At 47.1% G+C, this 25,018-nt stretch carries 20 protein-coding genes and 5 pseudogenes; 12 read left to right on the top strand and 13 right to left on the bottom strand.

All coding sequences use genetic code 11. The annotated features are described in order from the left end of the window. Window positions 1-525 precede the first annotated feature (525 nt). From AWJ19_RS17865 to AWJ19_RS17855, 3 genes are read right to left on the bottom strand one after another with little or no spacing between them, the layout of a single operon-like run. Complete coding sequence (locus AWJ19_RS17865; RefSeq protein WP_068725743.1) at window positions 526-1,548, bottom strand: zinc-binding alcohol dehydrogenase family protein; 1,023 nt, start codon at window positions 1,546-1,548, stop codon at window positions 526-528. Next, complete coding sequence (locus AWJ19_RS17860; RefSeq protein WP_068725741.1) at window positions 1,548-2,513, bottom strand: aldo/keto reductase; 966 nt, start codon at window positions 2,511-2,513, stop codon at window positions 1,548-1,550. Before AWJ19_RS17860 ends, AWJ19_RS17865 begins: the two co-directional genes overlap by 1 nt. Before the next feature lie 24 nt (window positions 2,514-2,537). Next, window positions 2,538-3,368 carry an amidohydrolase family protein gene (locus AWJ19_RS17855; RefSeq protein ID WP_068725755.1) on the bottom strand — a complete coding sequence of 277 codons (831 nt, stop codon included), beginning with the start codon at window positions 3,366-3,368 and terminating at the stop codon, window positions 2,538-2,540. Window positions 3,369-3,673: 305 nt separating this feature from the next. Between AWJ19_RS17855 and AWJ19_RS17850 the strand changes: the two genes are divergently transcribed. Then, on the top strand, window positions 3,674-4,408 hold the full coding sequence (locus AWJ19_RS17850; protein WP_347231127.1) for an AraC family transcriptional regulator: 735 nt from the start codon (window positions 3,674-3,676) through the stop codon (window positions 4,406-4,408). A 185-nt stretch (window positions 4,409-4,593) separates the two neighbouring features. Here AWJ19_RS17850 and AWJ19_RS17845 read toward each other — a convergent pair. The 5 genes and pseudogenes from AWJ19_RS17845 to AWJ19_RS17825 all read right to left on the bottom strand — a co-directional run bounded on the left by AWJ19_RS17845 (window position 4,594) and on the right by AWJ19_RS17825 (window position 10,209). Further along, a pseudogene (locus AWJ19_RS17845) lies at window positions 4,594-5,930 on the bottom strand (MFS transporter). Window positions 5,931-6,124: 194 nt separating this feature from the next. After that, window positions 6,125-6,712 (bottom strand): TetR/AcrR family transcriptional regulator, encoded by a 588-nt coding sequence (locus AWJ19_RS17840; protein ID WP_068725739.1) that lies wholly within the window; start codon window positions 6,710-6,712, stop codon window positions 6,125-6,127. Between the two features lie 106 nt (window positions 6,713-6,818). Then, entirely contained in the window at window positions 6,819-7,280 is a 462-nt protein-coding gene (locus AWJ19_RS17835; protein ID WP_068725737.1) for a nuclear transport factor 2 family protein, read from the bottom strand. 238 nt (window positions 7,281-7,518) lie between these two features. Further along, on the bottom strand, window positions 7,519-8,613 hold the full coding sequence (locus tag AWJ19_RS17830) for a DUF4163 domain-containing protein (protein WP_068725736.1): 1,095 nt from the start codon (window positions 8,611-8,613) through the stop codon (window positions 7,519-7,521). A 249-nt stretch (window positions 8,614-8,862) separates the two neighbouring features. Continuing rightward, complete coding sequence (locus tag AWJ19_RS17825) at window positions 8,863-10,209, bottom strand: extracellular solute-binding protein (RefSeq protein WP_068725734.1); 1,347 nt, start codon at window positions 10,207-10,209, stop codon at window positions 8,863-8,865. A 206-nt stretch (window positions 10,210-10,415) separates the two neighbouring features. Between AWJ19_RS17825 and AWJ19_RS17820 the strand changes: the two are divergent. The 10 genes and pseudogenes from AWJ19_RS17820 to AWJ19_RS17785 all read left to right on the top strand — a co-directional run bounded on the left by AWJ19_RS17820 (window position 10,416) and on the right by AWJ19_RS17785 (window position 18,742). Further along, window positions 10,416-11,128, top strand: a pseudogene (locus AWJ19_RS17820) (response regulator transcription factor). Window positions 11,129-11,135: 7 nt separating this feature from the next. After that, window positions 11,136-13,046, top strand: coding sequence for an ATP-binding protein (locus AWJ19_RS37630; RefSeq protein ID WP_128083636.1), 1,911 nt, complete (start codon window positions 11,136-11,138; stop codon window positions 13,044-13,046). Window positions 13,047-13,092: 46 nt separating this feature from the next. Further along, window positions 13,093-13,776: a response regulator transcription factor gene (locus AWJ19_RS17810; RefSeq protein WP_068725731.1), complete on the top strand. Its 684-nt coding sequence runs from the start codon at window positions 13,093-13,095 to the stop codon at window positions 13,774-13,776. 14 nt (window positions 13,777-13,790) lie between these two features. Next, window positions 13,791-14,837 carry a sensor histidine kinase gene (locus AWJ19_RS17805; RefSeq protein ID WP_068725729.1) on the top strand — a complete coding sequence of 349 codons (1,047 nt, stop codon included), beginning with the start codon at window positions 13,791-13,793 and terminating at the stop codon, window positions 14,835-14,837. A gap of 139 nt (window positions 14,838-14,976) precedes the next feature. After that, entirely contained in the window at window positions 14,977-15,762 is a 786-nt protein-coding gene (locus AWJ19_RS17800) for an ABC transporter ATP-binding protein (protein WP_068725727.1), read from the top strand. Continuing rightward, the gene (locus tag AWJ19_RS36750; RefSeq protein WP_241781793.1) at window positions 15,749-16,072 is read left to right on the top strand and encodes a hypothetical protein; all 324 of its coding nucleotides are present in this window, start codon (window positions 15,749-15,751) and stop codon (window positions 16,070-16,072) included. The genes AWJ19_RS17800 and AWJ19_RS36750 overlap by 14 nt, the downstream gene beginning before the upstream one ends. Then, window positions 16,011-16,223 (top strand): annotated as a pseudogene (locus AWJ19_RS36745) (FtsX-like permease family protein); the annotation flags it as partial. The gene AWJ19_RS36750 and the pseudogene AWJ19_RS36745, both read left to right, overlap by 62 nt. A gap of 159 nt (window positions 16,224-16,382) precedes the next feature. Continuing rightward, the gene (locus tag AWJ19_RS17795; protein ID WP_241781792.1) at window positions 16,383-17,681 is read left to right on the top strand and encodes an FtsX-like permease family protein; all 1,299 of its coding nucleotides are present in this window, start codon (window positions 16,383-16,385) and stop codon (window positions 17,679-17,681) included. A gap of 28 nt (window positions 17,682-17,709) precedes the next feature. Continuing rightward, window positions 17,710-18,075 (top strand): YxeA family protein, encoded by a 366-nt coding sequence (locus AWJ19_RS17790; RefSeq protein ID WP_068725725.1) that lies wholly within the window; start codon window positions 17,710-17,712, stop codon window positions 18,073-18,075. Between the two features lie 46 nt (window positions 18,076-18,121). Further along, the gene (locus tag AWJ19_RS17785) at window positions 18,122-18,742 is read left to right on the top strand and encodes an SDR family oxidoreductase (protein WP_068725724.1); all 621 of its coding nucleotides are present in this window, start codon (window positions 18,122-18,124) and stop codon (window positions 18,740-18,742) included. 107 nt (window positions 18,743-18,849) lie between these two features. Here the strand turns inward: AWJ19_RS17785 and AWJ19_RS17780 are convergent. From AWJ19_RS17780 to AWJ19_RS17765, 4 genes and pseudogenes are all read right to left on the bottom strand, one after another. After that, a pseudogene (locus AWJ19_RS17780) lies at window positions 18,850-19,341 on the bottom strand (L-dopachrome tautomerase-related protein); the annotation flags it as partial. Between the two features lie 118 nt (window positions 19,342-19,459). Beyond that, a complete protein-coding gene (locus tag AWJ19_RS17775; RefSeq protein WP_068725722.1) occupies window positions 19,460-20,965 on the bottom strand; it encodes a dienelactone hydrolase in 1,506 nt (501 codons plus the stop codon). A gap of 328 nt (window positions 20,966-21,293) precedes the next feature. Further along, a complete protein-coding gene (locus AWJ19_RS17770; protein WP_068725721.1) occupies window positions 21,294-22,088 on the bottom strand; it encodes an RNA methyltransferase in 795 nt (264 codons plus the stop codon). A gap of 24 nt (window positions 22,089-22,112) precedes the next feature. Further along, window positions 22,113-22,772 (bottom strand): TrkA family potassium uptake protein, encoded by a 660-nt coding sequence (locus AWJ19_RS17765; protein WP_068725719.1) that lies wholly within the window; start codon window positions 22,770-22,772, stop codon window positions 22,113-22,115. A 175-nt stretch (window positions 22,773-22,947) separates the two neighbouring features. Between AWJ19_RS17765 and AWJ19_RS17760 the strand changes: the two genes are divergently transcribed. Then, window positions 22,948-23,193 (top strand): small acid-soluble spore protein SspI, encoded by a 246-nt coding sequence (locus tag AWJ19_RS17760; protein WP_068725717.1) that lies wholly within the window; start codon window positions 22,948-22,950, stop codon window positions 23,191-23,193. A 118-nt stretch (window positions 23,194-23,311) separates the two neighbouring features. On the opposite strand, the pseudogene AWJ19_RS17755 reads toward AWJ19_RS17760, so the two are convergent. Further along, window positions 23,312-24,897: pseudogene (locus tag AWJ19_RS17755) on the bottom strand (peptide chain release factor 3). Between the last annotated feature and the right edge of the window lie 121 nt (window positions 24,898-25,018).

Genomic DNA, 25,018 nt, shown 5'->3' with positions numbered 1-25,018 from the left:
CGCCAGCGTTCGTCCTGAGCCAGGATCAAACTCTCCAATAAGGTTTTTCCGTGCGGCTACTTCACCCGAATGACTTCGAGGAAATAACCATCCGAAAACTATCGAAAGAGCGATTCGCTCATTTTGAAACATCTGACGAGAATGTTACATTCTCTAATTTGGAATCACCGAAGTGATTTCCGATACTCACTCGTTGTTCAGTTTTCAAAGATCAAGCTCGTTGTTACCGTCGATGTTCTCGTCAGCAGCAACTCTTATACTATATCACATCCGGTCGTTCGTTGCAAGCTCTTTTTTTAATTTCTTTTTTCGAGCTTGGCGTAGATGCTTTTCAGCATTTCTTGGCCGGAATAATAATATACCATGTACAGAAATATAATGCAAGAATTATTTTAAAGATGATCTATGAATCATGTAGGCAATATTGAAAGAGGTAGAGTTACAGGATTAAATGAATGAAATAAAAAAATGGATTAACCTATGTTAATCCGATTAAAGGAACTTCATTTCTATTAATCATTTCTATTAATCATTCATTTCAACCAACGCTTTAATCACCTTGGATTCCGGCTTGAGCCAGCTGTCAAAATGATTAATCATATCTACAAAATTCGAACGGTGAGTGATATAACGGTCTATATCAACGTATCCGGCCGAGATAGCCTTCAGTACAAAATTGAAGTCCTCCATGGTCGCGTTGCGGCTGCCCATCAAGCTCATCTCGTGACTGTGGAAGTTGGGGTCATTAAAGGTAATATCGCTTTTGACCAGACCTACGTACACAAGCGATCCGCCATGCGCAACCAGATCAAATGCATCGGTCATGGATTTGGCATTCCCTGTTGCATCAATGACAAAGGCGGCATTTGGTTCCCCCTTAATAGCTGTAAGCTGCTCTTGCGGCGGCTGCAGCGCGTTCACTGTATGCTCTACTTGCGCCCATTCGCGGCAAAATTCCAGCCGTTCCTCATTAACATCCATGGCGATGACCTTGGCGCCTGCATACCGGGCAAGTGCCATAACGCCCAGGCCAATCGGGCCTGCACCAATTACAAGGACAGTGTCTCCCTCGGTCAAGCCGGAGCGCCGGATGGCATGGGCACCAATCGCCAGCGGCTCCAGCATTGCAGCTTGATCAAGCGTAAGCCCCTCTGTCTTGATTAAATGACTGAGCGGAATAGAGACCAGCTCACGCATTCCTCCATCAATATGGACACCGAACACCTTCATATTTTTGCAGCAGTTTGTTTTTCCGCCCAGACAAGCTGAACATTCACCGCAGTGCATGTAGGGTACAATGCTAACCTGATCCCCTACGTGCAGCCCTGCCTCATTCTCTCCTACCGCTTCGATAACGCCGGCAAGTTCATGACCGAGCACCCGCGGGTAGCTAAAAAACGGCTGATTGCCCTGATAGGCATGCAGGTCCGTTCCGCAGATTCCAATCCGGCGAATGCGGACGATGGCCGCTCCCTTTTCCAGTAAGGGCTCCGTTAAATCTTCATGCAAGACAAATTTCCCGATTTCCTCGCAGACAATGCCCTTCATTATGCTGTTCCGCCCCCTTTGGCCGGTTCCAGACGTTCATTGTATTCGGGACGGCCGCTAACCCATGATTCATTGTGAACGGGCTTCAGTATATCCAGCACTTCCTGCAGCAGCTCAGCGTCCATCTTTTCATCAGTCCAGGCGGCATTATTGATAATATTCGCAGGAGTAGCTGTGCTGACAAGTGTGGTCGGAATCTCTTCATGGCTGGTAGAATACTGCACTGCCAGCTTGGCGATATCCGTACCTCTGGAGGCACAATGTTCCGCGGCTTGTTTGCATACTGCTTTTAGCCTGCTTCCTGCAGGATGCCAATCTGCCGTTTCACGCGTGCTCAGAAGTCCCATAGATAGGGGTGAAGCATTGACCAATCCGGTTCCTTTTGACTGAAGCAGCGGCAGCAATTCCAATAGAGACGTATCGTTAAGCGAATAATGGCAGTAGGATAGAATCGCGTCCACATCCATTTGCGGGAGCAGCTTTTCAAACAGCTGTAAAGGCAGGCCGCTGATCCCGCTGAAGCGGATTTTGCCCTGCTCCTTCAGCTTAACCATCGCCGGTACCGCTTCCTCCATAAGAATAGCAGCAGGTACGAATTCAATATCATGCAGGAAAAGAATATCCAGATAGTCTGTGTGCAGCCGTTTGAGGCTCTCTTCCACACTGCTGAAGATACGCTTTGCGGAAAAATCAAAGGCCGCTTCACCGTAGCGCCCGGCTTTGGAGGACAGCAGGAACTTGTCGCGCTGCAGCTCCTGAACCGCCTTTCCAAGTACCGTCTCTGCTTTGGTCAGACCGTAATAGGGTGAAACATCAATATAGTTAATGCCTGCATCAATGGCAGCATGTACAGTCTTGATACTCTGCCGGTCATCCGTCTCACGAAAAACCGATCCTAGCGAAGAAGCACCAAAGCTTAGCACCGACACATCAAGCCCGGTATTTCCTAATGTACGATATTTCATTACAAGTACCCCCGTTCAGCAGATTCATAGCTTGTAAAACGCTTTCGCATTTTCACCAAATAAACGGCCGCGCTCATATTCCCCCCAGGCTTCTGGCAGAGAGCCGACCAGAATGTCCAAAACCTCAGAATAATCTGCCGCCAAAAGACATACCGGCCAGTCACTGCCGAACATTACCCGCTGCGGACCGAAGAGTTCTAATACTGTGCGGATATATGGAAGAAAGTCTTCTTTGCGCCACTGGTTATGATCGCCTTCTGTGACCATTCCGGATAATTTGCAATAGGTTTGAGGGTACCGGGCAAATTCAGCCATGAACTGCTTCCACGGCTCCATCTCCTTATCCCGGATCGGCGGCTTGCCAATATGATCAATAACTCCACGCAGATCAGGAACCTGCTTAAGCAGCTTTAATACAGCGTCCATCTGACCGGAAACCAGCAGCAGATCTACCGGCACACCCTCTTCCGCATATCCGCGGAGCGCTTCTACAAATGTAGGATCTAATATCCGGTAAGCATCCGGCATGTCTTGAATCATAATCCGAAATCCCTTAAATTTCGGATGCTGCCTGAACTTTTCATAGATTAGGCGGTGGTTCGGGTCGAAAAGGTCCAGCCAGCCTACCACCCCAAGCACAGATGGCGATTGGTCAGCGATGGATAAAATAAAATCCGTCTCCTCAACCGTCGGGGCAGCCTGAACAATAATACTCCCGTCAAGGCTCTGTGTTTGAAGCAGCGGCTCCAGATCAACCGGCATGAAATCCCGGTACAACACCGGCAGCTCCGGTGTAATCCAGCCGTAATCTCCCAGTGCGATTTTCCAGTAGTGCTGATGAGCGTCAATACGCATCCTGCTGCACACCTCTTCTGCATTCATAATGTAATGCTCCTCTTCAATGAACATTGTATACTAAGAGAATCAAGTATTTAATGTCCTAAACATGCATTTTTATAACCTATTTTGATATTTGATCATAGCATTACAACATCCTTTAAAGGAGTGATCTGAGTGAAGCCTATCCGTAAACCCTTCTTTGGCGACCCTCTGTTTCCCTTTGAGCTTGCATACAAAACGGTAAAAAGACAAATGAACGAGCTTCCGGATCATCTGCATGACCGGTATGAGCTAGTCTATATCCATCAGGGTAAGGGGGTATTCTTTATTTCTTTATTGATAATGCCTGGTTTGAAAAAAAGCAGGGTGACCTGTTCATCATACCGGGGAACACGATCCATCATTCTCTGCCGCATAACGAAGATCCCATTCTATCCTCAGCCCTTTACTTTGCGCCTACTCTGCTTGCGATGGAGCCGATGGACGATTCGTACAACAGCTTATTATGCTTTGATTTTGCCGGACAAAAAGGGATATACCAGATTGAGCTCCAGGAACCTCTGAGATCTGTTACGGAAACGGCGCTCGGCCAAATCCATCAGGAGCTGGAAGAACAAAAATTGGGCTATCATGAAGCCGTTAAGCTTCTCTCATGCCAGCTTTTACTGCAAATCAACCGGCATGTCCAGTCCATCCGCAAACGCAATGCCCCACTCGAAACTGGCGTAGGCCCTTCCTGGATGAAGCAGGTGCTGCGTGACATCGACGAGCATCCCGAACGAGAAGCTTCCCTTGCCAGGCTCGCAGAAAAAGCCAATGTATCCGCGCCACATTTCTCACGCGTTTTCCGCCAATTGACCACTATGAATGTTACCCAATATGTAAATGCCAAACGGATTATCCGTGCCAAAGAGCTCCTGATCCGCTCAGATCACAAGATTGCTGATATTTCAGAACAATGCGGATACGAAACACCAACTCATTTTTACCGGATGTTTAAAGCTTTGACAGGAGTAACGCCTCATAAATACAGACAGAGTCAGTCGGATATATAAAAAGAAGTCTGAGGAGTGTCAGTGACTAAGTCTCTCTGCTCCGCGGCTTTGTTCCTTGGACCCTAGGATAATAAGCACGGACGGTCCCCACTTAATACCACTGGGAATAATATAAAAAAAGCAAAAGACCTAAAAAGGCTTTCCTCGGTCTTTTGCTTTTTTCATATCCTTTGAAATGTTGCTCATTAATGAGCTGCCTGTACGTGGTTATCATTTACTGCCGATGATTTGGTTTGTTTCAAAGCCAGGAAGGCAACCACAATGCCTAGTAAAGTGGTGCCAGCAGCAATTAGGAACGCCGTATGAATCGCATGATTCAAATCGGCTGGAACCATGTGTTCTAGTGTCGCACCTGTTCCCAGACTCGCTGAAATAATAGCCATAATTACCGCCAGTCCGATCGCTCCACCAATTTGCTGACCGGTTGAGATTAATGCAGAAGCAACACCCTGTTGTTCCGGTTCAATACCTGCACTGCCTGCAATAAACATTGTCGTGAACACTAAAGCCTGACCAATACCTATGACCACCGTTCCCGGGATGATTCCCCAAGCAGAGCCAGTCTCGGATAGCCCGGTCAGCATGAGGAATCCGATTGCGCCTAGTCCCATCCCCGTTGCAATGGTACCGGCTACACCAACTCTGCTTAACATCCAGTTAATCAGTTTAGCCCCAACAAAAGCACTAAGCGTCAATGGTAAAAAGCTAAATCCGGATTCAATGGCTGAAAACTCCAGTACGCCTTGGGTATACAAAGTCATGAAATAATATAATGAACCAAAGGAAGCCGAGAACAGAAATGCAGTAAGTGTAGCTCCCGTCAGATTACGATTCCGGAACATACGGAAGGAGATCAGCGGTTCTTGCGTTCGTCGCTCTATCATGACAAAAGCAAGTAACATCAGCACGCCAATCAATGCAGCTGGAAGTGTGGAAGTACTCAGCCAGCCTTCAACGGGGGCTTGGATTAAATAATAAACAACGAGCAACAGACCCGCTGTAACCGAGACGGCTCCAGCCGCATCAAAGTATTTAGTAGCCACAGATACTTTGCTTTCCTTCAATACAAAAGGTGCGAGAATGACAACGAAAAGTGCGATTGGTACATTTACCAGGAAGGTTGCTTCCCATCCGATATAACTAGTCAGAAATCCTCCCAGCAGTAGGCCGAGCGACATCCCTACCCCGCCCATCGCTGCCCAGATTCCCATAGCACGGTTTCGTTCAGGTCCTTCTTTAAAGTTAGACATGATTAGCGATAGCGTTGCCGGCGAAGTAGTGCCCCACCCAAACCTTGCAGGGCTCTGGCTACGATTAACATCATTTGGGACTCTGCAAGTCCTCCTAACAGCGAGCCTATTCCAAAAAGTCCTATTGCAATCATAAACATGCGTCTTCTGCCTAACAGGTCCGACAGTCTTCCCCCGATGAGCAGGAAACCTCCGAAAGCGAGTGAATAGGCACTAACCACCCACTGGAGATGATTGGCCGAGAATCCAAGCTCATTACCTAATGACGGCATAGCTACAAATATAATCGTATAATCCAGTGCCAAAACCAGCTGTGAAATGGCTAGAATGAATAAGGCTAAACCTTTAAACCGTGTTGAATTCATCTTATCAATTCCTTTCTCTTGCAGATAAAGATCTGCAAACTATACTTTTTTGACTGTTTGGTCTATTTTGAGGAAAAAGGAATGAAGCACCTTACGACGCTTCATCCTTGTTCCAATACTGAAAGTGTAATCGCAGTAATCTGCTCAATGACGAGCGGATCGTCCGTTAATTTTGCTACTTGCGTTAGCCCATACCGTGAATGGTACAAGTACCTCGCCAGTGCACGCATATCCCGGTTCGGACTGAACTCTCCCTGCTGCTGGCCGCGTACCAACGCTTCGTACAACGCTTCTTCCAGGCGGATTTTGTCCTGTTCGAATAGCTCTGCAATCTCTGGATCATGCGGCACCTGGTCAATCGCACTATAGAGAATAAAGCACTCCTTGCGGCGCTGCTCGTCTCTTAATGTATCTCCAATGACGGCGAATATATCCTTGATAGCTCGCTTCACTGGTGTCGTCTCTGCCAGATAGGCGACAACTGCTGAGGACTTTTCGTCCACATAATGTTTAGTTGCCTTTAAAAACAGATCCCGTTTTGTACCATACGTATCGTACAGGCTTTGACGTGCAATACCTAAACCATCGAGTAGCAGGTGCATGGAGGTGCCTTCATAGCCATAATGCCCGAACACCTCCATCGCCTTATGCAGCACGAGATTCGTGTCAAATTCTTTGCTTCTAGCCAAATGGATAACCCCTTTCTCCTCCTCTATGCTAACGATATTAGATCGTTCAGTCAAGAAGAGGCGGATGAAGGTTGCTTAAAAAGATATCACGTCGTCCTGCCGCTCGTTAATTCGAGAAACGTACCGCATCATTCACGCTGCCGACCGACTTGATCGCCACCAGCGGATTCCAGAAATCCCGGTAGCGCGTGATCAGCCCCTCTTTGGTCTCCACCACGCTGATATAGGTCTGGTTGTACGGGTTGCCCGTCTCCCGGTGCTTGCCGAACGACTTGAACTCTGCGACTACCAGCTCGGGGTCAATAGTTAGATGGAAATGAAGATCGGTGAACTGAACTTCAAAATGTCTCGGAAAGTTCTGCATGTAGTCGTACAGCTCAGCCTTACCTTCCTTACGGTCCGGGAATCCTGCTGGTCCATAAGGGAACTCCAGCACGCCGTTCTCCTCCCACAGATCGACCCATGCCTTGATGTCTCCGCCGGACAGGTGCTTCAGGTGGTTGCGGAAGGCTTGCTGCGCTCTTTCACGTACGGCTTCTACTTCTTGCGTTTTGATTTGGTTTGTCATGGTTGATTCCTCCAGTTTATTGTTTTTATAATTAGATCATTCAGTCCGAAATGTTCAAAAAAATATTCTAGCTTTTCATACGGTTTAACTCCGGTCGCTGCCTCCTTATTTTCTTGACTGTTCGATCTATAATTAATATAGCATTTCCGGAATGTTTGGTCAATAATTATTTTTAACCCGGAAATACAAAAAAAGCCGCTATAATAAGCGACTTTCAATGGAAATATAATTTATTTGATCATTTGAATACTGTAAAAGGAATTACGAATTCAGGCATCCCGTCAGCAAAGGAAGTATACTCGTTCTCTTTGAAGTAGATAACGATCCCAGTATGGCTCAGGAAGTATTCACGATCCGGCTCAATCGAGTTAAACGGTACGTTTACATACAGCTCGCGTTGTTTGAGTTGTTTTTGGATTTGGCTGTTAATGATATTCACATAATTGGCGTTGCCTGCTGCATCTTTTAATGAAATCAGATCCCCGGTTGAAAGATCGAACGTGTAAGGTACACGCGTTGTGTTTCCGTGTGCTCCACCCAGATAGAGATTGTAATCCACATACAGGCTCAATTTTCCGCTCTCGTTATACGTAACTGTAAATCTGCTTTCGAAACTTGGCGGCCGTACCTCTGCCTTCGGATTATTGGCTAAGGTTTGATTGTTTTCCTTGACGATCTTATCCATTTCCTTCGATGCTTCTGCAATGGTTTTGTCCGTATCTTGCTTCAATAGAGCATTGATTTTATGTTGAACGTCTGCATTGGCAAATCCCTTTACCGCTGGATAATAGACGAGCAGGGACTTTCCATCCCCGTCAGCCCCGATCTCCTTCGCATCAATTTGAAGATCATTTTCCTTGATTTTTTGAATCCCGACCTGCTTTGTATTATTTTGGTAGGAAACCACATAACCCATGCGTTCCAGCAAAAAACGAAGTGGTAAATATGTCGTGTTGTTCTGGAGAATGACTTGAGGACCATAAACAGGCTGTCCATTTAAAGTAATGGCATTATTGGTCAGGTTAATGTACAGTAAACGGCCGTTTCCCGACACTTTTACGATTTGACTAGCTTTATCAAACGAGGTATTTAAACTCAATGCCGTATTCAAATTGCGGAGCTCAATATAGGTTAAACCGTCTTTATTGATCGTACCGATGCTTGACTCCTTCCCTTCGATGTCGAATGGCTGCGCGGTAACCTTATATTTCATAACGGAAGCCGCATCAGCCGTATGGAGACCGGATAAGGAACAAACCATGGTTGATGAAATTAATGCCGCCATCATGCTAATGGCGAACCGCCGCTGATTTCTTTTCGTTTTGGTTTTCATTTCTCTCACTTCCCTTTCATTTTAACAATCGCAGATCCGGTGCTTATTGCGCTTACGTTCTACCTGAGAAAGCAATCCAATCTTTATTTCTTTCATCGTATACTTCTCCATATTAATACCTTCCTAATCAATTTGATGTCCCAAGTATATCAGGTAACGGTTATATCTGCTCTCCCTTGGGATGTTCTCTTTGCGCAAAAAATGCGACCTATCCTCGTAAAGGGCAGGCCGCACTTTGTTATTTAACCTCTACCGAAACGAACGCATTTTATCCGCAATAGCTTGAGTGCCTGATTGAATGGCAGCGGCTGCTTTCTCTAATGTTTTATTCCCTTTAATTACCTGTGTTAGCTCTTTACCTAGAACTGACCGGAAATTTGATTCAAATTCTGGTGACTTGTTCATAAGAACATAACTTGTTATAGAGGAATCCAGATCGGGATTTAATTTATAAAACGCATCCAGCTTGTAGCCGGAGTACTCCTTAATCATTCGGGATAGAGGAGCACTGATAGATGAGCCTTTATAGTACTCTTTGGCGTAATCATCCCCATTGAAATATTTGATAAAATCCCACGCGGCATCTACATTCGCTGCACCTGCCGGAATTGCTAAAATCTCTGAAACATAAACATTTCCTGTTGACTTCCGATCCTTGGGATCCGCAGGACCGGCAGCAATTCCAACCGTAAACGGTTTATAATTCTTCACACTACTTTTTGCTGCTTGCAGGGACTTCAGTTGACTGATAGAGGCTACTACCATAGCGGACCGTCCCATTATGAACGGACTGCTTTCCAGGTAACTTTTGCCCGAAAGACTAATCCTTTCGTCAAGCACCCCGGACTTCGTGGCCTCGACTGATATCCGATAGGCATTTTTCCATGCAGTTGTATTCGCAGTAGCTTTGAGAGTACTAGGATCCACATACGTTAATCCTTCTGTTCTGGCGATATCCATTACCAGATTGCTGGATCCAAACGAGCTTAGGCCCCAAATCCGGGAGTTCTTATCTCCCTTAACAGGGAATTTCTTAGCCAAATTCAATATCTCTTCCCACGTCATTCCATCACTTGGTGTTTTCACCTTGTACTTTTTAAACAGATCAGCATTATACAGCAGAGCATACGACTCCGCTTTTGAGCTTAACCCATAAAGTTGTCCGCCGCCCTGTTTCTTCAATTCATCAAGCAGGCCGGGGTATAACGTCGTCATATCATACTCATCCCGCTTAATTAACGTCTCTAAATCCACCAGCTTTTTAGCTTTAGACAGCTGCTTGTAATGGTATGGAGGGAGCATCACAAGATCTGGTGAATACTTTTGGATTGCCGCATTATAGTCCGTAATCGCACTGGTACCTGTAGGCGCAACTACTTGGATGTTTGTATCCGGGTACTTCTTACTAAACAAATCCCCATATGTCGTATTGAAATCATCTGCGTTCCAGTACAATACTTTTAAAGTATCTTTCGTATTTGTCTGGCTGTCCGAATTTGCGGAAACTTGTTGACCTGAGCCGAGACCTGCTGATGTACCGATTAACATTACACTGAGACTAGCCAGCATGACCTTCTGTATTAAATTGTTCTTCAAAAATAAAACCTCCACTCATTTGTTTTTCCAAACGGTTATTCGCTTGTATTGGACCAAGTATATTAGAGAAAACTTATCAGCTGGCTACCCAACTTCTTATCATTTCCTTAAATAACGCTGAAATGTTTCAATGCCTGAGAAATATCGCTTATAATTATCGTGCTTCTTTTCTATTTAAGAAAGATACAAGGATCAAGGGAGGAACTATGGCGGAAAGTACGATTTTGATGGTGGATGACGAAGCGGAAATCATCCAATTGATGAAAATTTACTTTAATAACGAGGGCTACAAGCTCCTGCAAGCATCGAACGGCTTGGAGGCGCTGGGGATTCTGCAATCCGAGCAAGTGGATTTAATTGTACTTGATCTAATGATGCCTACAATGGACGGGTTACAGGCTTGTATGAAAATACGGGAGACCAATCCTATTCCCATCATCATGCTCTCGGCTAAAGGCCAAGATATCGATAAAATATCAGGCCTCAGTATTGGTGCAGACGACTACGTAACCAAACCATTTAACCCGCTCGAACTGATCGCACGCATCAAGTCGCAGCTTCGAAGGATGAATCAGTTCAACTTGGTTCCAGCTAACGCAAACGAAATACATATAGATAACATCGTTATTAACATTGCGTCTCATACGGTAACGGTCGATCAGCAGGAAATCAAGCTGACCCCCCGCGAGTTCGCACTTCTCCACATGCTTGCAGTTAACAAAGGGGTGGTGCTTAGCATGGACCGCATCTACGAAGAGGTCTGGAACGAGCATTTATGGAATCTAAGAATAGCGTAATGGTTCATATCCGAAAGCTCCGTGAAAAGATAGAATCTAATCCGCGCGAACCTCGTATAATCAAAACCGTGTGGGGGATTGGGTACAAAATAGAGAGCGATCTAAAAACAAGGAGTGAGTAGGATCAAATTGAAGTGGCTGCATACGATTCGTTGGAGATTAATGCTGATTATGGTTGCAAGCCTGCTCTTAACAGGCGCAGCTATTTTTTTCGGTTTTTTTATGGCGGGAGCGCTGCAAAAGGTCAAATACGTGGCTGCCCCGATCAATTGGAGTATTGAGCATGCCGGATCCGTTCGCGTAATGATCATAACCGGCATCATTCTCTTTCCTATTACTTTCTTCCTTGCCAGTCTCCGTCTGGTTCAGGATTTGCACGAAATCAACGCAGGGCTGCAGGAAATATCGGCAGGCCGGTTCGGGCGTGTGGTGACAGTAAAGGGGACGGATGAATTAAGCATTGTCGCGGAGAGTGTAAATCAGCTCAGCAGTGAATGGGATCATTATCTGGCGGAAATTACCCGGGGGTTGGAGGAGATAGCGGACGGACAGTTCGACCATCAAATTACGGAAATTGCCGGTAACAGATTGGGCGAGGTCGCGCACAGCATTAACCAGATGAGTATGCAGTTAAAGCATTCGATAACGGAGGAACGCAGGGCGGAAAAAACCAAAAATGACTTAATCACCGGTGTATCCCATGACCTGCGTACTCCTCTGACCTCGATTCTCGGCTTTCTCGAAGTGATTGAGGAGGATCGGTACCAGGATGAAGTGGAGATACGTTATTATGTGAACATCGCGTATGAGAAATCCTTGTCGCTTCGGCGATTGATCGACGAGCTGTTTGAATATACTCGAATCAATAACGGCATGCCTCTGGAACTGAGCGAGCTCGATATCGCCGGGTTGATCTGTCAGCTGGAAGAGGAATTTGTGCCGATTACGGAGAACGCAGGCATGGAAATCAGGCTGAATATGCAAGAAGGAGAATTCAAGATCCAAGCGGACGGAGGATTGCTGGTACGGGCGTATGAAAATATAATCGCCAATGCCATTCAGTACGGTAAAGCGGGTAAATATATTGATATCCATATTACTAAGGATGAAGATGCCCTGGTCGTGCGGATCCAAAATTATGGAGACCCTATTCCGGAACGGGATTTGCCCTTTATTTTCGACCGCTTTTACCGGGTGGAAAGCTCTCGGTCAAAGCAGACCGGAGGTACAGGTCTCGGACTGGCCATTGCAAAAAGCATTATCGAGGTACACGGAGGAAGTATCACTGCACACAGCAGCAGAAAGGCAACGATTTTTGAGACACGGCTCCCGGTTTCCGGCCTCAGCCAGTCGCATAAGGATGTTCATGTTCATAATGAAATTATACAGATACCGGCCGTGCTCCCCGGACGAGGTCTGACACCGAAACAAAAAATATCCCCCCGGCAACACGGCTTAATCCAATCCAGGATAGCAGCGGTATTGATAATAGTGCTGCTCATCTGTTCGGTAGTGCTATTCAGTGTTAAGAATTCATTTACCTCCCCCCTGTTGGCAAAGCTGAATTCCGTCTCTCAGGATAATGCCGATCCATCACTGTTGCCAGCAAGCGGGAATAACGAAATGGTATTAATCACCGGTAAAACAGACAAGGGCTATACACTTCTCATTCACCAGTACTTATTCGACGGCCAGAACCTAATTATCCAATACTCAATGAAACATTCTAACAGGATATCGGAGTCGGAATGGGTGAAGCAATCAGTGAAGCCGGCTTTTGAATTAGACTCTTCAACGAAGGAAGCGGTTCCTGGAATCACCACGGTTTCAGGTGTAATGCTGGCCAAAAACGGGACCATCCGGTATTCCTTCAACGGGACGCCGCCTCCAGATAAGTTCCTGTTGAAAGTCAACGTAAAAAGCATGGTGCTGTTCGATGACCCGACTAAGCAGCATTTACTTACTGGAGACTGGAGCTTCCAAATTCCTGTGGAGAAAACTCATATACGAAAAGCCAATGGCCAAAGCGAGCCGTTGTAAAATGTACATGAACTAAATCCATTACAAAAGGGGGAAAGTTCATTCTATGGAATTTAATATATTTATAGTTGAAGATGATCAGGCATTATTCGAAGCACTGCAAACCGGACTGGAAGCTTGGGCGTTCCGGGTTACAAAACCGGATGATTTTGATGAGGTTATGCGTTCGTTTCTTGATCAGCAGCCTCACCTTGTAATCATGGATATCACACTGCCTAAATTTGACGGCTTTCATTGGTGCAGGGAAATTCGCTCTGTATCTGAAGTACCCATCATTTTCTTATCTTCCCGCGACCACCCGTTAGATATGGTTATGGCGCTTAATATGGGTGCGGATGATTTTGTCCAGAAGCCTTTTCATACGAATGTGCTGTATGCCAAAATTCAAGCGATTCTTCGGCGGACGTACGCTTATGGGGAAACCCAGGCAGATACACTCGAATGGAACGGTGCCTTGATTGATTTAAAGCGAGGTATTATCCGAAAGTCAGCCGAGGAAGCAGACTTGACCAAAAACGAATTTTTCTTACTGATTACACTGGTAAAGTTCAACAATTCTATTATTTCACGTCATGACCTGATTCGTAAGCTGTGGGAGGATGAGCAGTTTGTAAATGATAATACACTTACAGCCAATATCACCCGTTTGCGGCAGAAGTTAGAACCGCTCGGGCTTTCAGACGCTATTGTTACAAAGAAAGGGATGGGTTATATGGCAGTGACTTTATAGGAGGAAAAGATGATATGTTAGTACGTTACGTGATTTCAAGAAAAAGCTGGATCCTGCTTTTTATCTGTTTGCTGGGTGTGACTGACCTGCTGATCCTTCTGGATCCGGGAGTAAGTGTTGGACCCGCCTCTTTCATATACTTAAATTCGTTGCATATTATTCTGTTTGTTGTATTTTTCATTTGGCGGTATAACAAAGAAACCAGGTATCTGGCAGCGGTTGCCAAACTGCAGGAGGTCATGCCCGCTGACTGGATTGAGAGTCTTCCCGAACCTGACAATGAATTAGACAGGATCACGGGCCAGGTATTAAGAGAGGCCTCATCCCATTTCAAACGGAAGCTTTCTGGGGTGAAGGAAGCCCAGCTGGTTGAGAATGATTTTATTGCCTCCTGGATTCATGAAATCAAGACTCCTCTTACTGCTATGAAACTGATTATGGCCACAAGCCATAATGATCCGGTTATCCGTAAAATGGAAACAGAATGGCTGCGGATTCACCTGCTTGTAGACCGTCAGCTGTATATGACGCGCCTTCCTGCCCTGGAGTCGGACTATGTTCTTGAACGGGTATCGGTACAACGTCTTGCAACAGAAGAAGTCCGGGAACTGGCACCCTGGTGTATGGAAAAAAACCTGGCAGTCAGTATTGAAGGCAGTGACGCCACCGTCATTACAGACCGTAAATGGTGCCGTTTTATCATTAGACAGTTATTGACCAACGCCATCAAATACAGTCCTACAGGTACGTCACTCACGTTCAGGACGAATGTTACAGAACAAGAGAATGTCTATCTGGATTTAATTGACGAGGGCCCTGGTATTCAGCCTCATGACCTTCCGCGTATATTTGACAAAGGATTTACCGGCGGGAATGGAAGGATTCATAATGCTTCTACTGGCCTGGGCCTCTATCTTGCCCAAACCGTTGCAGTCAAAATTGGAATTACGCTTCAAGTCCATTCCAGCCAGCCGCAAGGCACGACCATGAGGATGACCTTTACAGACTCAAATGCATTCGAGACCGTTAGAAGAGGAGAGGCGGACAATATCCCGTTATGAACAGCCAAGGCATCTTGGCTGTTTTTTTGTTAACCTGACGAATTCGTCACCTACCGGTTCAACTCGTCACCAGAAACGTGCGACACCCGGAAGATATACGCGTAAACTTAACCTATATTCAAATCTGGGAGGTTCCACTATGAATGAAATGAAAGAACAGGATACAGTATTACACGCCCGTAGTGTTCATAAAGCATATGGCTCAAGAGGCAGTACCCAGCATGTTCTGAAAGGCATTGATTTACGCGTTCTTCGCAAAGAATTCGTCGGTATCATGGGTCCCTCCGGTTCCGGTAAAACCACCCTTCTAAACGTGCTTGCGACGATTGACCGGACCACTGACGGTACGATATTAATCGATAATGAAGATATATCCGCCATGAACAACGCTGCCCTTTCCGCATTCCGCCGTAACAAGCTTGGATTCATCTTCCAGGATTACAATCTGCTTGATACGTTGACGGTAAAGGAAAATATCCTTCTGCCGCTATCTCTCAGCAAGCTGAGTAAAAAGCAGGCAGAGAGAGAGTTTACAGCGATTGCAGATGTACTGGGCATTAAGGATTTATCGGAGAAGTACCCCTTTGAAATATCAGGTGGACAAAAACAGCGCACTGCAGCCGGACGGGCTCTGATCCATCAGCCTTCCATCATCTTTGCAGACGAACCGACGGGAGCGCTGGATTCCAAATCGGCGTCATCGCTTTTGTCCGTAATGGACGAGGTGAACCGGACAAGAGAGGTCACGATAATCATGGTCACGCACGATCCGGTCGCATCCAGCTATTGTAGCCGCGTGGTCTTTCTGAAAGACGGAAAAATCTATTCCGAATTATACCGGGGGGAGAAATCCAGACAGTCGTTCTTCAAGGAAATCATTGATGTGCAGGCGGTATTAGGGGGCGATAATATTGACGGTATTTGATCTGGCACTCCGCAGTATGCGGCAAAATGTGAAGCATTACTATTTGTACTTTTTCGCCCTGATTTTCAGCATGAGCCTGTTCTTCGTCTTTGCCTCACTCAAGTATGACCAGCAGGTACAGAACATGCTGGATTCAAGTGTGAATATCACGGCAGCCTTTCAGTCTGCAGCAGTCCTGCTTGTGGTAATCATCGGAATTTTCGCCGTTTCCTCTAACAGTATTTTCTTACGCAGGACGCAGCCGGGAAATCGGATTATACCAGCTCATAGGCCTTTCCAAAGGCTGGACCATCCGTTATTTACTCATTGAGAATATCTTGCTGGGTTTAAGTGCTTTAATAGCAGGGATCCTCTCCGGAGCGCTGGTATCCCGTCTGTTTGTTCTGATTTTAATGAAACTGCTCAACTTGGACGGCCTGCCTTCAATAAATTTTTCTGTACCGGCAGCTTTAGAGACGGCAATTGTGTTTATTCTTATCATTTTTATTACTTCCATTCAGATGATAGTTATGATCAACCGCAGAACCCTGCTCGGCTTATTCCAGGCAGATAAGCAGCCTGATCTTGTCAGCAAGCGGCCCTCTATTCTTACGGCTATATTAGCTGTACTTGGTGTTATTATGATCGGTTATGGCTATGAGTTATCGGGACGTATGGTAGATGAGCAACTGGCTATTAATGCACTGTTAGTAATGGCTTCTACAATAACAGGAACCTATATCTTATTCCGGGTGACGATCAGATGGTGCCTTTTCTGGTTCCGCATTCGTAAAAAAGGACACTTAGGCCTGTACAACAGCCTTTCGCTTGCCCCGCTGATGCACCGGATGAAAGCCAATGCCAACTCGCTCACATTAATTACTGTGCTCTCAGCTTTAACCCTTACACTGGTTACCATTGCGTATTCTATTTATTACTCCGTAGAGCAAGTCAGCCGCGATGAATATCCTTATGATTTCGCAATTGAGAATAACCAGCGGGATACAGCTGCATTTACAGCCGAGCTGGACAGCAAAGGTATTCGTTACAATCACCAAACCATCCATACGTTCCGGGTTAACGGTGTTGTTCTGGACCCGATGACTTCATCGGGATACAGAGAAGGCGTGTTATTATGGCTTCCAGCGGAACAGCTGCAACAATCCGGCAGGGATATCCCTGTACCTGACTATGGCGAGGCAGTAGAATATAATGCTTCTGCACTGAGCTTATATGATGACATTGATCTTTCCAAACGTTATCCAACCATGCTTGAACTGCGCTCAGACAAACAGACCAAGAGTTATCGCCTGAATGAAATATTCGTGGAAAACATTATGAATCCTGGAATATCAGGCAGGCAAATCTTAGTGTCCGAAGCAACCCTGGAAGAAATCGAGCGGAGAATGTCTGATACGGATGATTTTGAACGGGTTCAAATCGATACATTTCAAGTGCCAGACCTGAAGGAGCTTGAGCTTGCTTCACCCCTCTACCAGAAATACAATACGGATGATTTTTATTCGGCAGACTACTATTCCCGCTACAGAAGTCTGCTTGAACAATCCGGATTATTAATCTTTATTGCTGCCTTTCTGGGCCTTGCTTTTCTTGCTTCTACCGGCAGCATTCTGTACTTCAAGCAGATGAGCGAAGCCGAGCAGGAGAAGCAGAGCTTTAAAACATTGCGTCAGCTTGGTTTTGATGAAAGGATGATCATGAAAGGCATTTTGAGGAAGCAGATGCTGGTATTCCTGCTCCCGCTGTCCATTGGAATAGTACATTCAATCTATGCAGTCAAGGCGAGTTACTTCATCACTCTTTCGGACGATACGATCCCTGCGATAATTGCGATGGGCGCTTATGCCGCCATTTACTTTATGTTCGCTATCTTTACCCTTGGGTATTACAAAAAAATCGTTAAAAACGCTATGTTATAACAACAACTATTGGTGGAGGGAATTAAGCATGAAAAAACCTGTCATTTTTATTCTGATCACACTGGTTGTGTGCTCGGTTCTGTATTTAACTTTTAAACGTGAGTTTGATCAGTTCAACCCATTGTATAAGGAACAATATGTATACGCAGTAATCAATAAGCCAGCCAAGAAGGAAGGTAAAAATGAATGGATTCGCTACAGATACAATCTGACAGGTTACACAGGTGAGGGAGAGAAGGCAAAGATCACGTTCTCTTCAAGCAAAGAACAAAAAACAGAAAGCTATGTCAGGGTGCTTGCTAAGGGAGCCTATACGAAGGAATGGATTATAGTCGAAGAAAAAGTGATTCCGGAAAAAGTCTTATCCCAGCTACGGCTTAAATTTTCAAATTAAAATGAGGAGCCGGCGTTTATAATAAAACAACAGGAGGTTCTCATATATGAATATATTAATTCTTGGTGCCACCGGACGGGTTGGTAGCCACATTTTTACCCTTGCTCTTCAGGATGGACATCATGTGACCGTATTGGTCCGCACACCGGAGAAGATTCAACATATTAATCAAAACCTGACGATCTTACAAGGTAACGTTCTAAATAAAGAAGATATCACCCGTGCAGTACAAGGAAATGATGTAGTGATTAGCGCACTAAATACAGATGGTACAACAACGCTATCTGACAGTATGCCTTTAATCATCGAGGCGATGTATAACGAAGGTATACAACGTATCATAACCGTAGGAACTGCCGGTATTCTGCAGAGTGAACATTCCCCCAATCTTCTGCGCTATCAGTCAAGCGAATCCAAACGCAGGTCAACCCGCGCAGCTGAAGAACATCATCAGGTATATCGCCTGTTAAAACAATCAACTCTTAAATGGACTATCGTATGCCCTACTGCTTTGCAGAATGGCGGAGATTCAAGGAACTATCGTGTGAAGCAAAATATTCTGCCTGAAGGCGGTATTGTAATATCAGTGCAGGATACAGCGGAATTTACTTATAGTCAAATACAAGCCGCCGATTTCATAAATTCACGTGTAGGCATTGCTTACTGATTCCCGTATCTATTTGTCCGGCCTGAACGCCGAGATAGTCAGGATCATCTGTCGTCCATACCAGTGCTTGGCCTGCTGCAATGGCCCTCACACCCCCATAATATTTACTAAAAGGTAGGAGCAGGTGACTCGGCTATCTTCATACGTAATAAACTATAAGGCTTCTGCCGCAGATCATTTCCATAATGAAATCTCGACTGCCGATGTAATTGGTTCACGATGAAATACAAGCATTGATCTGGACCAATAGAAAAAGTATCCGGCCATAAAATTCTCGGGTCATGTGCGATGGTTTCCATTACTCCATTCGGCAATATCTTTCGAATACTATTGTTTTCATAGTCTCCAGCGTACACATTCCCTTTTGCATCGGTGATCATTCCATCTGAGGCGCCTTTTTCTCCCCAATACTTCACGTAATACTGTAGAGCCATATCCGGTATGGTCCGCTCTCTTAAAGCTTCCGTTGAAATCGAGTAGAGATGACGACTAGAGAGAGGGCAGAAATACAACATCTTGCCGTCCGGGGAAATTGCTATACCATCGGATGCCAATCTAAAGGGTGAGGTAAATCCGTCTTTGTTTCGATTCATTAGGATGCAAAGACGGACGTTATCTGCAAAGAAGACCACCACGCCGGGCTGTTAAACGGTAGAAGATTAGCCCAGCCCAGTGATACCTGCCCGCTAGCCTGGAAACGACACCCAGCTTGGTAATTTATAATAGCGAAGTTACGAACTTCACTTCCGGAAAGCGGCTGTCCGGTCCTTTCATTAATAGTCCGCCTTGGTTTTTCAGATACCTATCGAAGAAATCCAGCATGTAGGCATCGATAACGTCGTCCGCTCTTTCGGGCGCAATTTCTCCTGTAATACCCAGCCTTTTGAAAATTGGAGAAATGAACTGTACGTCGGTAAAATTCATATGCTCCGTGTTTTCAATATAGAGGACTTGTCCCCCTTCGCCGGCCGTTTCGCGCATCCGTTCAAGCTCCAGCTTTTTATCTTCCGTTACTTGATCCTCCCACTCTCTTGTTGAGCCCATCCGGTTAAGCTCTGCATCCGTGTATGCCCGGTTATCCAACACCATTTTTAATTTGCCGAAATAGCTTTCTGAGTTGATGAATAAAAACGGCTTTCGCAGACCCTCTCTGTCACGCAGCCGGTAAAGCCCGCCATCAAGGTCTATTCCAACCGCGATTCGCGGATCATATGCAGCGTCATAGGCCGTTGCTCCGCCAATTGAATGGCCGAACACCCCGACATGGCCGAGATCAATCCTCCCTTTTAAAAGACTTGGAATCTCCCCCGACTGGAGGAGCTCGAATTGGTCCAGCGTAAACTCCACATCGCCGGTTAGAACTTTGCCCAGCTTGTCGCGAATTTCTCTTTCTGTCCCGTAATCATGGCCGGACGAAAATAAGTCATTGGTTGTACTTGTTGTGATTCGGCCGTCCGGAAACTCGGTGGCAAATGTATTGTAGGTATGGTCGATCACTGCCAAGATATAGCCGTGACTCGCGAGATGCTCGGCTTGAGACGTGTGAAGGAACCTGGAAGAGCCGTTGCCGGGATTCGCAAGGACCAGCGGGTATGAAGTTTGTGCCGAAGAGACCTCAGCCCCCGGATAAGCATGACTGGATATGTACTTCAGGTGTTGAAAAGTAAACCCGGGAAGGCCATAGTCTGAAGCCATATAACGTAAAATCCCGGTATCGGGAACAAAGGGAGCGTACTTGCCGGTGTCAGCCTGAGCGGGATACCATACCTGAACCATCAACTCCCTCTTGCCTGTGGCGGTTTGGCCGAATGTCTCCTCCCGGCTTGGATCGATGAAATGAAAGACTTGCGTACCTACCGTAAACTCGCCGCTTGGCGCCGGAAGGTCGAATACGGGAAACACATAGAGTAATCCCCCCGTTGCGGTTAGCCCAAGTACAATAACCAGGCGGCCCAGCACCCTGCGGATTCGCGAGGCAGTCCGAACGACTTTTGGCGTTATGAGAACGTCTCTAAGCGAAAGCATAAGCATCAGGATCGTAAATCCGTATAAAAACAAAAGCTGAACCCTGTATCCTTCGACTAGCAAATGTATCACTAAAACAATGGAGCCTGCTCCGCTTGCCAGGAGCAAAGCTGATCTTCGGATACGTTGATTGAATATGAACACGAATACGAACAAACAAACACTTGAAAAGAATAGCAGCATTTCAAAAAACCTCACGCCAACTCCCCCTTAAAAAATAATCCTCTTATTAGATAAGTCTAGAGGAGCTGCCAGGTTGCTGCTATCGATCTCGATTACAATTGCCTTACACTCTTTGTAAGGTTCCGTGATGGATGATGGAATAGAAAATTAAGGCCGTAGTGTGTGGTTGGTTTTTGTAGATACGAAGAGGAATTTAAAAAAGCCCCGATAAATCAAGGGTTTCTTGATTATCAGGACTTAATTGTTATGTCAAAAAATCGTTACAAACCTGTGCCAATCCACATTCCAAACGGTGACAAGGTGAGTTTCAACTCACAGTTTATTTGCTTTGGGATGGGTTTATTTACTTTGAATACCCCCGCTGCCGCATCCCTTCAAACAACAAAATTGTAGCCGCCATCGCCGCATTCAGCGACTCGGCCCGGCCGGCCATCGGGATGATGATGCTCTTATCGACGAGCGCTGCCGTCTGTGGGGAAATCCCCTTGCCCTCGCTGCCGATCAGCAGCCACTGGCTGCCGCGGAAGTCGTGCGTGTAGCAGGAGTCTTCCCCGGTCAGCGAGGTGCTGACCAGAAGAGCTCCGCGTTCGCGCGCCTGCGGCAGAACAACGCCCAGATCTCCCTCCACTACCGGGAGATGGAACATCGAGCCCATCGTAGAGCGGATGGTCTTGGGGTTATACAGGTCGGCGCAGCCCTGGCCGAGGATTACCCCGTCCGCGCCGGCGGCATCCGCGCTGCGGATGATCGTGCCCACGTTGCCCGGGTCCTGGACGCCGTCAAGCACAACAACCAGACTGTCCCGCTTCGCCAGGATCGTCTCCACACCCTGCTGCTCTTTGCGGACAACCGCAAACACAGGCTGCGGGGTGTTCGTGCTGCTGCACTTGGCAATGACAGCGGCTGAGACGCCGATGACCTCCATACCCTGTACGGCCTGCAGATGATCCCGCAGCTCCGATGGCATTCCCTTGTCCAAATCGTAGGCGAGAATCTCCACCTCGGCTTCCGCCAGCAGCGCCTCCTGCACCAGATGGATACCTTCTACAATATATTTGCCGGTCTTATCGCGGTGCTTCTTTTCCTGCAGTCCGGCCCATTCCTTAACCCGCGTATTTTGCGGAGATAATATTTCCATTAGGTCTTGTCCTTTCGTACTTCGTTAATGATACGCCATCTCCAGCTTGGTCAGGTTATCCTTATGCCCGACGATAACCAGCACATCGCCGTCAGCCAGCCGGTCCTCGGCTCTGGGAGTGATGTTCATGTCATCGCCCCGGCGGATCGCCATGACATTGCAGCCGTATTTGGCGCGGATGTCCAGCTCCAGCAGGTTTTTGCCGAGCATCTGCTTGGGCACCTTCATGTCCAGGATACTGTAATCCGGGGACAGCTCGATATAGTCGAGAATGTTCGGCGAGGCCAGATGATGCGCTACCCTTAGCCCCATGTCCCGCTCAGGATAAATGATTTTGTCTGCGCCAATCTTGCTAAGCACCTTGCCGTGCAGCTCATTTCTGGCCTTGACCAGGATCGCCGGCACACCCAGATCCTTCAGGATCAGCGTGGTCAGAATGCTGGCCTGGATATCTTCGCCGATCGCTACAACCACAACGTCGAAGTTGCGGATACCCAGCGCGCGCAGCGCTTCCTCATCTGTGGAATCTGCGGATACGGCATGGGTTACAATACCGGATATCTCCTGGGTCCGCTGTTCGTCGGTATCGATGGCAAGCACATCATATCCCATGCCGCTTAGCGCCTTGGCTACACTTGAGCCGAAGCGCCCCATCCCGATAATCGCGTATTGTTTTTTGGCCATGTCCGTGTACCTCCTGCAGCATTTTTCGTCTCACACAGTATAGCATATGGGCGGCCAAACTTGAATTTTCACTGCCGCCGCAGGGCACATTAGTACAGGGCATTTTGGAGAAGTCAGATTCTGTTCCGGATGCCTGTTCCACTTTTCCCCCAAACAATGAAAAAGGAGGTGCACCATGCCGGTAACCATTGATTTACGCCAGGCGATTCTTCATAAAGTGCACGGCCAGTCCGAGGAAGACCTGCGCCACATGATTGAAGGCTCTGTAGACGGGCCGGAAGCGGCACTTCCCGGACTTGGTGTTGTATTTGAAATGGTCTGGAAAGACATCGGCAAGGCCAAGCAGGATCATGTCATCGGTCTGCTGCACCGGCATCTGGAGGAGATCACCCCCGGATCGGTTACCACCGAGCAGAGCTAGACAGCCAAAAACCTCCGCATCCCGGCCGTGCAGCGCACAGTTAGAGGCGGAGGTTTTTTATCACACTATGCTATCCGTACAGCCTGATCAGGCTTATCCGGCCCATTCCCGCTGTGCTTTAAGGAGCTGTCTCCAGGAACTTGGCAGTCGGATTCTTCTCCATAGCCGTACGCATCGCGTATTCATTTTCGAATAACACGACATAATTGCCCTTCTTATCCGTTACCAGCGTAGAGTTAATCCGGAATTTGGCCGGATCCGGCTTGTTCTCATCGACAATCCAGCGCGCGAACTGATAGCTCATCCGCTGCAGCTGTACATCTACGCCATACTCGCCCTTCATCCGGTACTCGAACACTTCGAACTGCAGCTGTCCGACTACGCCAAGAATAATATCGTCAAAATTGACCGTGCGGAATACCTGGATCATCCCTTCTTCCGTCAGCTGGTCAATCCCTTTTTGAAATTGCTTCGATTTGAGTGCATTTTTGATGCTCACTTTGGAGAAAATCTCCGGTGAGAACGTCGGCAGCTCATCGAACTCCATCTCTCCCGCCTGGCTTAGCGTATCGCCGATCCGGAAAATCCCCGGGTCAAACAAACCGATAATATCGCCCGGATACGCCTCTTCAACAATATCGCGGTCCTGCGCCAGGAACTGCTGCGGCTGGGACAGCTTAATGTCTTTGCCTGCCCGGACATGCTTTACGCTCATGCCGCGCTCGAACTTGCCGGATACAATCCGCAGGAACGCGATGCGGTCACGGTGTGCCGGATTCATGTTGGCCTGGATTTTGAAGACATAACCGGTGAATTTCTCATTAGTCGGTTCAATTGAACAACAGTACTGCGGCGCGGCTCCGGCTTCGGTGCCAGCTCCAGGAAGTTGTCGAGGAACGTCTGGACGCCGAAATTGTTAATCGCACTGCCGAAGAAGACCGGAGTCAGCTCCCCGCGCAATACTTTTTCATAATCAAAAGCGTCACCCGCCACATCCAGCAGCTCAAGATCCTGGCACAGCTGGTCATGCAGATATTCTCCGGCCATCTCGCGGATGATCGGATCGTGGTAGTCCTCGACCTTCTGAACTTTGATTACCGAATGATCATCGCCCTGGAACAGCTCCACCTGATTCTTCATCCGGTCGTACACGCCGCACAGCTCGCGGCCGCTGCCGATCGGCCAGTTCATTGGCACGGAGCGGATGCCCAGTACGTTCTCCAGCTCCTCCATCAGATCGAACGGGCTCTGGCCCTCACGGTCCAGCTTGTTGATGAAGGTAAAGATCGGGATACCGCGCTTGGCACAGACCTGGAACAGCTTGATTGTCTGTGCCTCGACCCCTTTTGCCACGTCGATCAGCATGACTGCGCTGTCCGCAGCTGTCAGTGTACGGTAAGTGTCCTCACTGAAATCCTGGTGACCCGGAGTATCCAGAATGTTCACCCGGTGGCCCAAGTAGTCAAACTGCATTACGGAAGACGTTACCGAGATTCCGCGCTGCTTCTCTATTTCCATCCAGTCACTTGTCGCATGCTTGCTTGCTTTACGGGCTTTAACCGTTCCCGCTAGCCGGATCGCCCCGCCGAACAGCAGCAGCTTTTCCGTCAGTGTTGTTTTACCCGCATCCGGGTGGGAAATGATCGCAAACGTTCTCCGTTTGTCCACTTCCTGTTGCAGTTTCTGATCCGGTGCCTTATCCATTGCACATATCCCTTCATATATAAATTCATGCTTGATCGCCAATTGCTTTTTTCCGTTTCCAGAAAGCATCCTTTAAAGTATATCAAAATTCACCAGACTTTATCTACAAAAAAGCGGCGGA

Source organism: Paenibacillus sp. DMB5, from assembly GCF_001517085.1.
GTDB lineage: Bacteria > Bacillota > Bacilli > Paenibacillales > Paenibacillaceae > Paenibacillus_AQ.
The sequence above is the reverse complement of the archived record's forward strand: the minus strand, read 5'-3'. Positions and strand labels throughout refer to the sequence as shown.

What these genes read in the sequence shown, in the direction of transcription:
- AWJ19_RS17865 (WP_068725743.1), bottom strand. Translation starts at nt 1,548, where the DNA reads ATGAAGGGCATTGTCTGCGAGGAAATCGGGAAATTTGTCTTGCATGAA.
- AWJ19_RS17860 (WP_068725741.1), bottom strand. Translation starts at nt 2,513, where the DNA reads ATGAAATATCGTACATTAGGAAATACCGGGCTTGATGTGTCGGTGCTA.
- AWJ19_RS17855 (WP_068725755.1), bottom strand. Translation starts at nt 3,368, where the DNA reads ATGCGTATTGACGCTCATCAGCACTACTGGAAAATCGCACTGGGAGAT.
- AWJ19_RS17835 (WP_068725737.1), bottom strand. Translation starts at nt 7,280, where the DNA reads ATGACAAACCAAATCAAAACGCAAGAAGTAGAAGCCGTACGTGAAAGA.
- AWJ19_RS17830 (WP_068725736.1), bottom strand. Translation starts at nt 8,613, where the DNA reads ATGAAAACCAAAACGAAAAGAAATCAGCGGCGGTTCGCCATTAGCATG.
- AWJ19_RS17810 (WP_068725731.1), top strand. Translation starts at nt 13,093, where the DNA reads ATGGAATTTAATATATTTATAGTTGAAGATGATCAGGCATTATTCGAA.
- AWJ19_RS17805 (WP_068725729.1), top strand. Translation starts at nt 13,791, where the DNA reads ATGTTAGTACGTTACGTGATTTCAAGAAAAAGCTGGATCCTGCTTTTT.
- AWJ19_RS17800 (WP_068725727.1), top strand. Translation starts at nt 14,977, where the DNA reads ATGAATGAAATGAAAGAACAGGATACAGTATTACACGCCCGTAGTGTT.
- AWJ19_RS17795 (WP_241781792.1), top strand. Translation starts at nt 16,383, where the DNA reads ATGATCGGTTATGGCTATGAGTTATCGGGACGTATGGTAGATGAGCAA.
- AWJ19_RS17790 (WP_068725725.1), top strand. Translation starts at nt 17,710, where the DNA reads ATGAAAAAACCTGTCATTTTTATTCTGATCACACTGGTTGTGTGCTCG.
- AWJ19_RS17785 (WP_068725724.1), top strand. Translation starts at nt 18,122, where the DNA reads ATGAATATATTAATTCTTGGTGCCACCGGACGGGTTGGTAGCCACATT.
- AWJ19_RS17770 (WP_068725721.1), bottom strand. Translation starts at nt 22,088, where the DNA reads ATGGAAATATTATCTCCGCAAAATACGCGGGTTAAGGAATGGGCCGGA.
- AWJ19_RS17765 (WP_068725719.1), bottom strand. Translation starts at nt 22,772, where the DNA reads ATGGCCAAAAAACAATACGCGATTATCGGGATGGGGCGCTTCGGCTCA.
- AWJ19_RS17760 (WP_068725717.1), top strand. Translation starts at nt 22,948, where the DNA reads ATGCCGGTAACCATTGATTTACGCCAGGCGATTCTTCATAAAGTGCAC.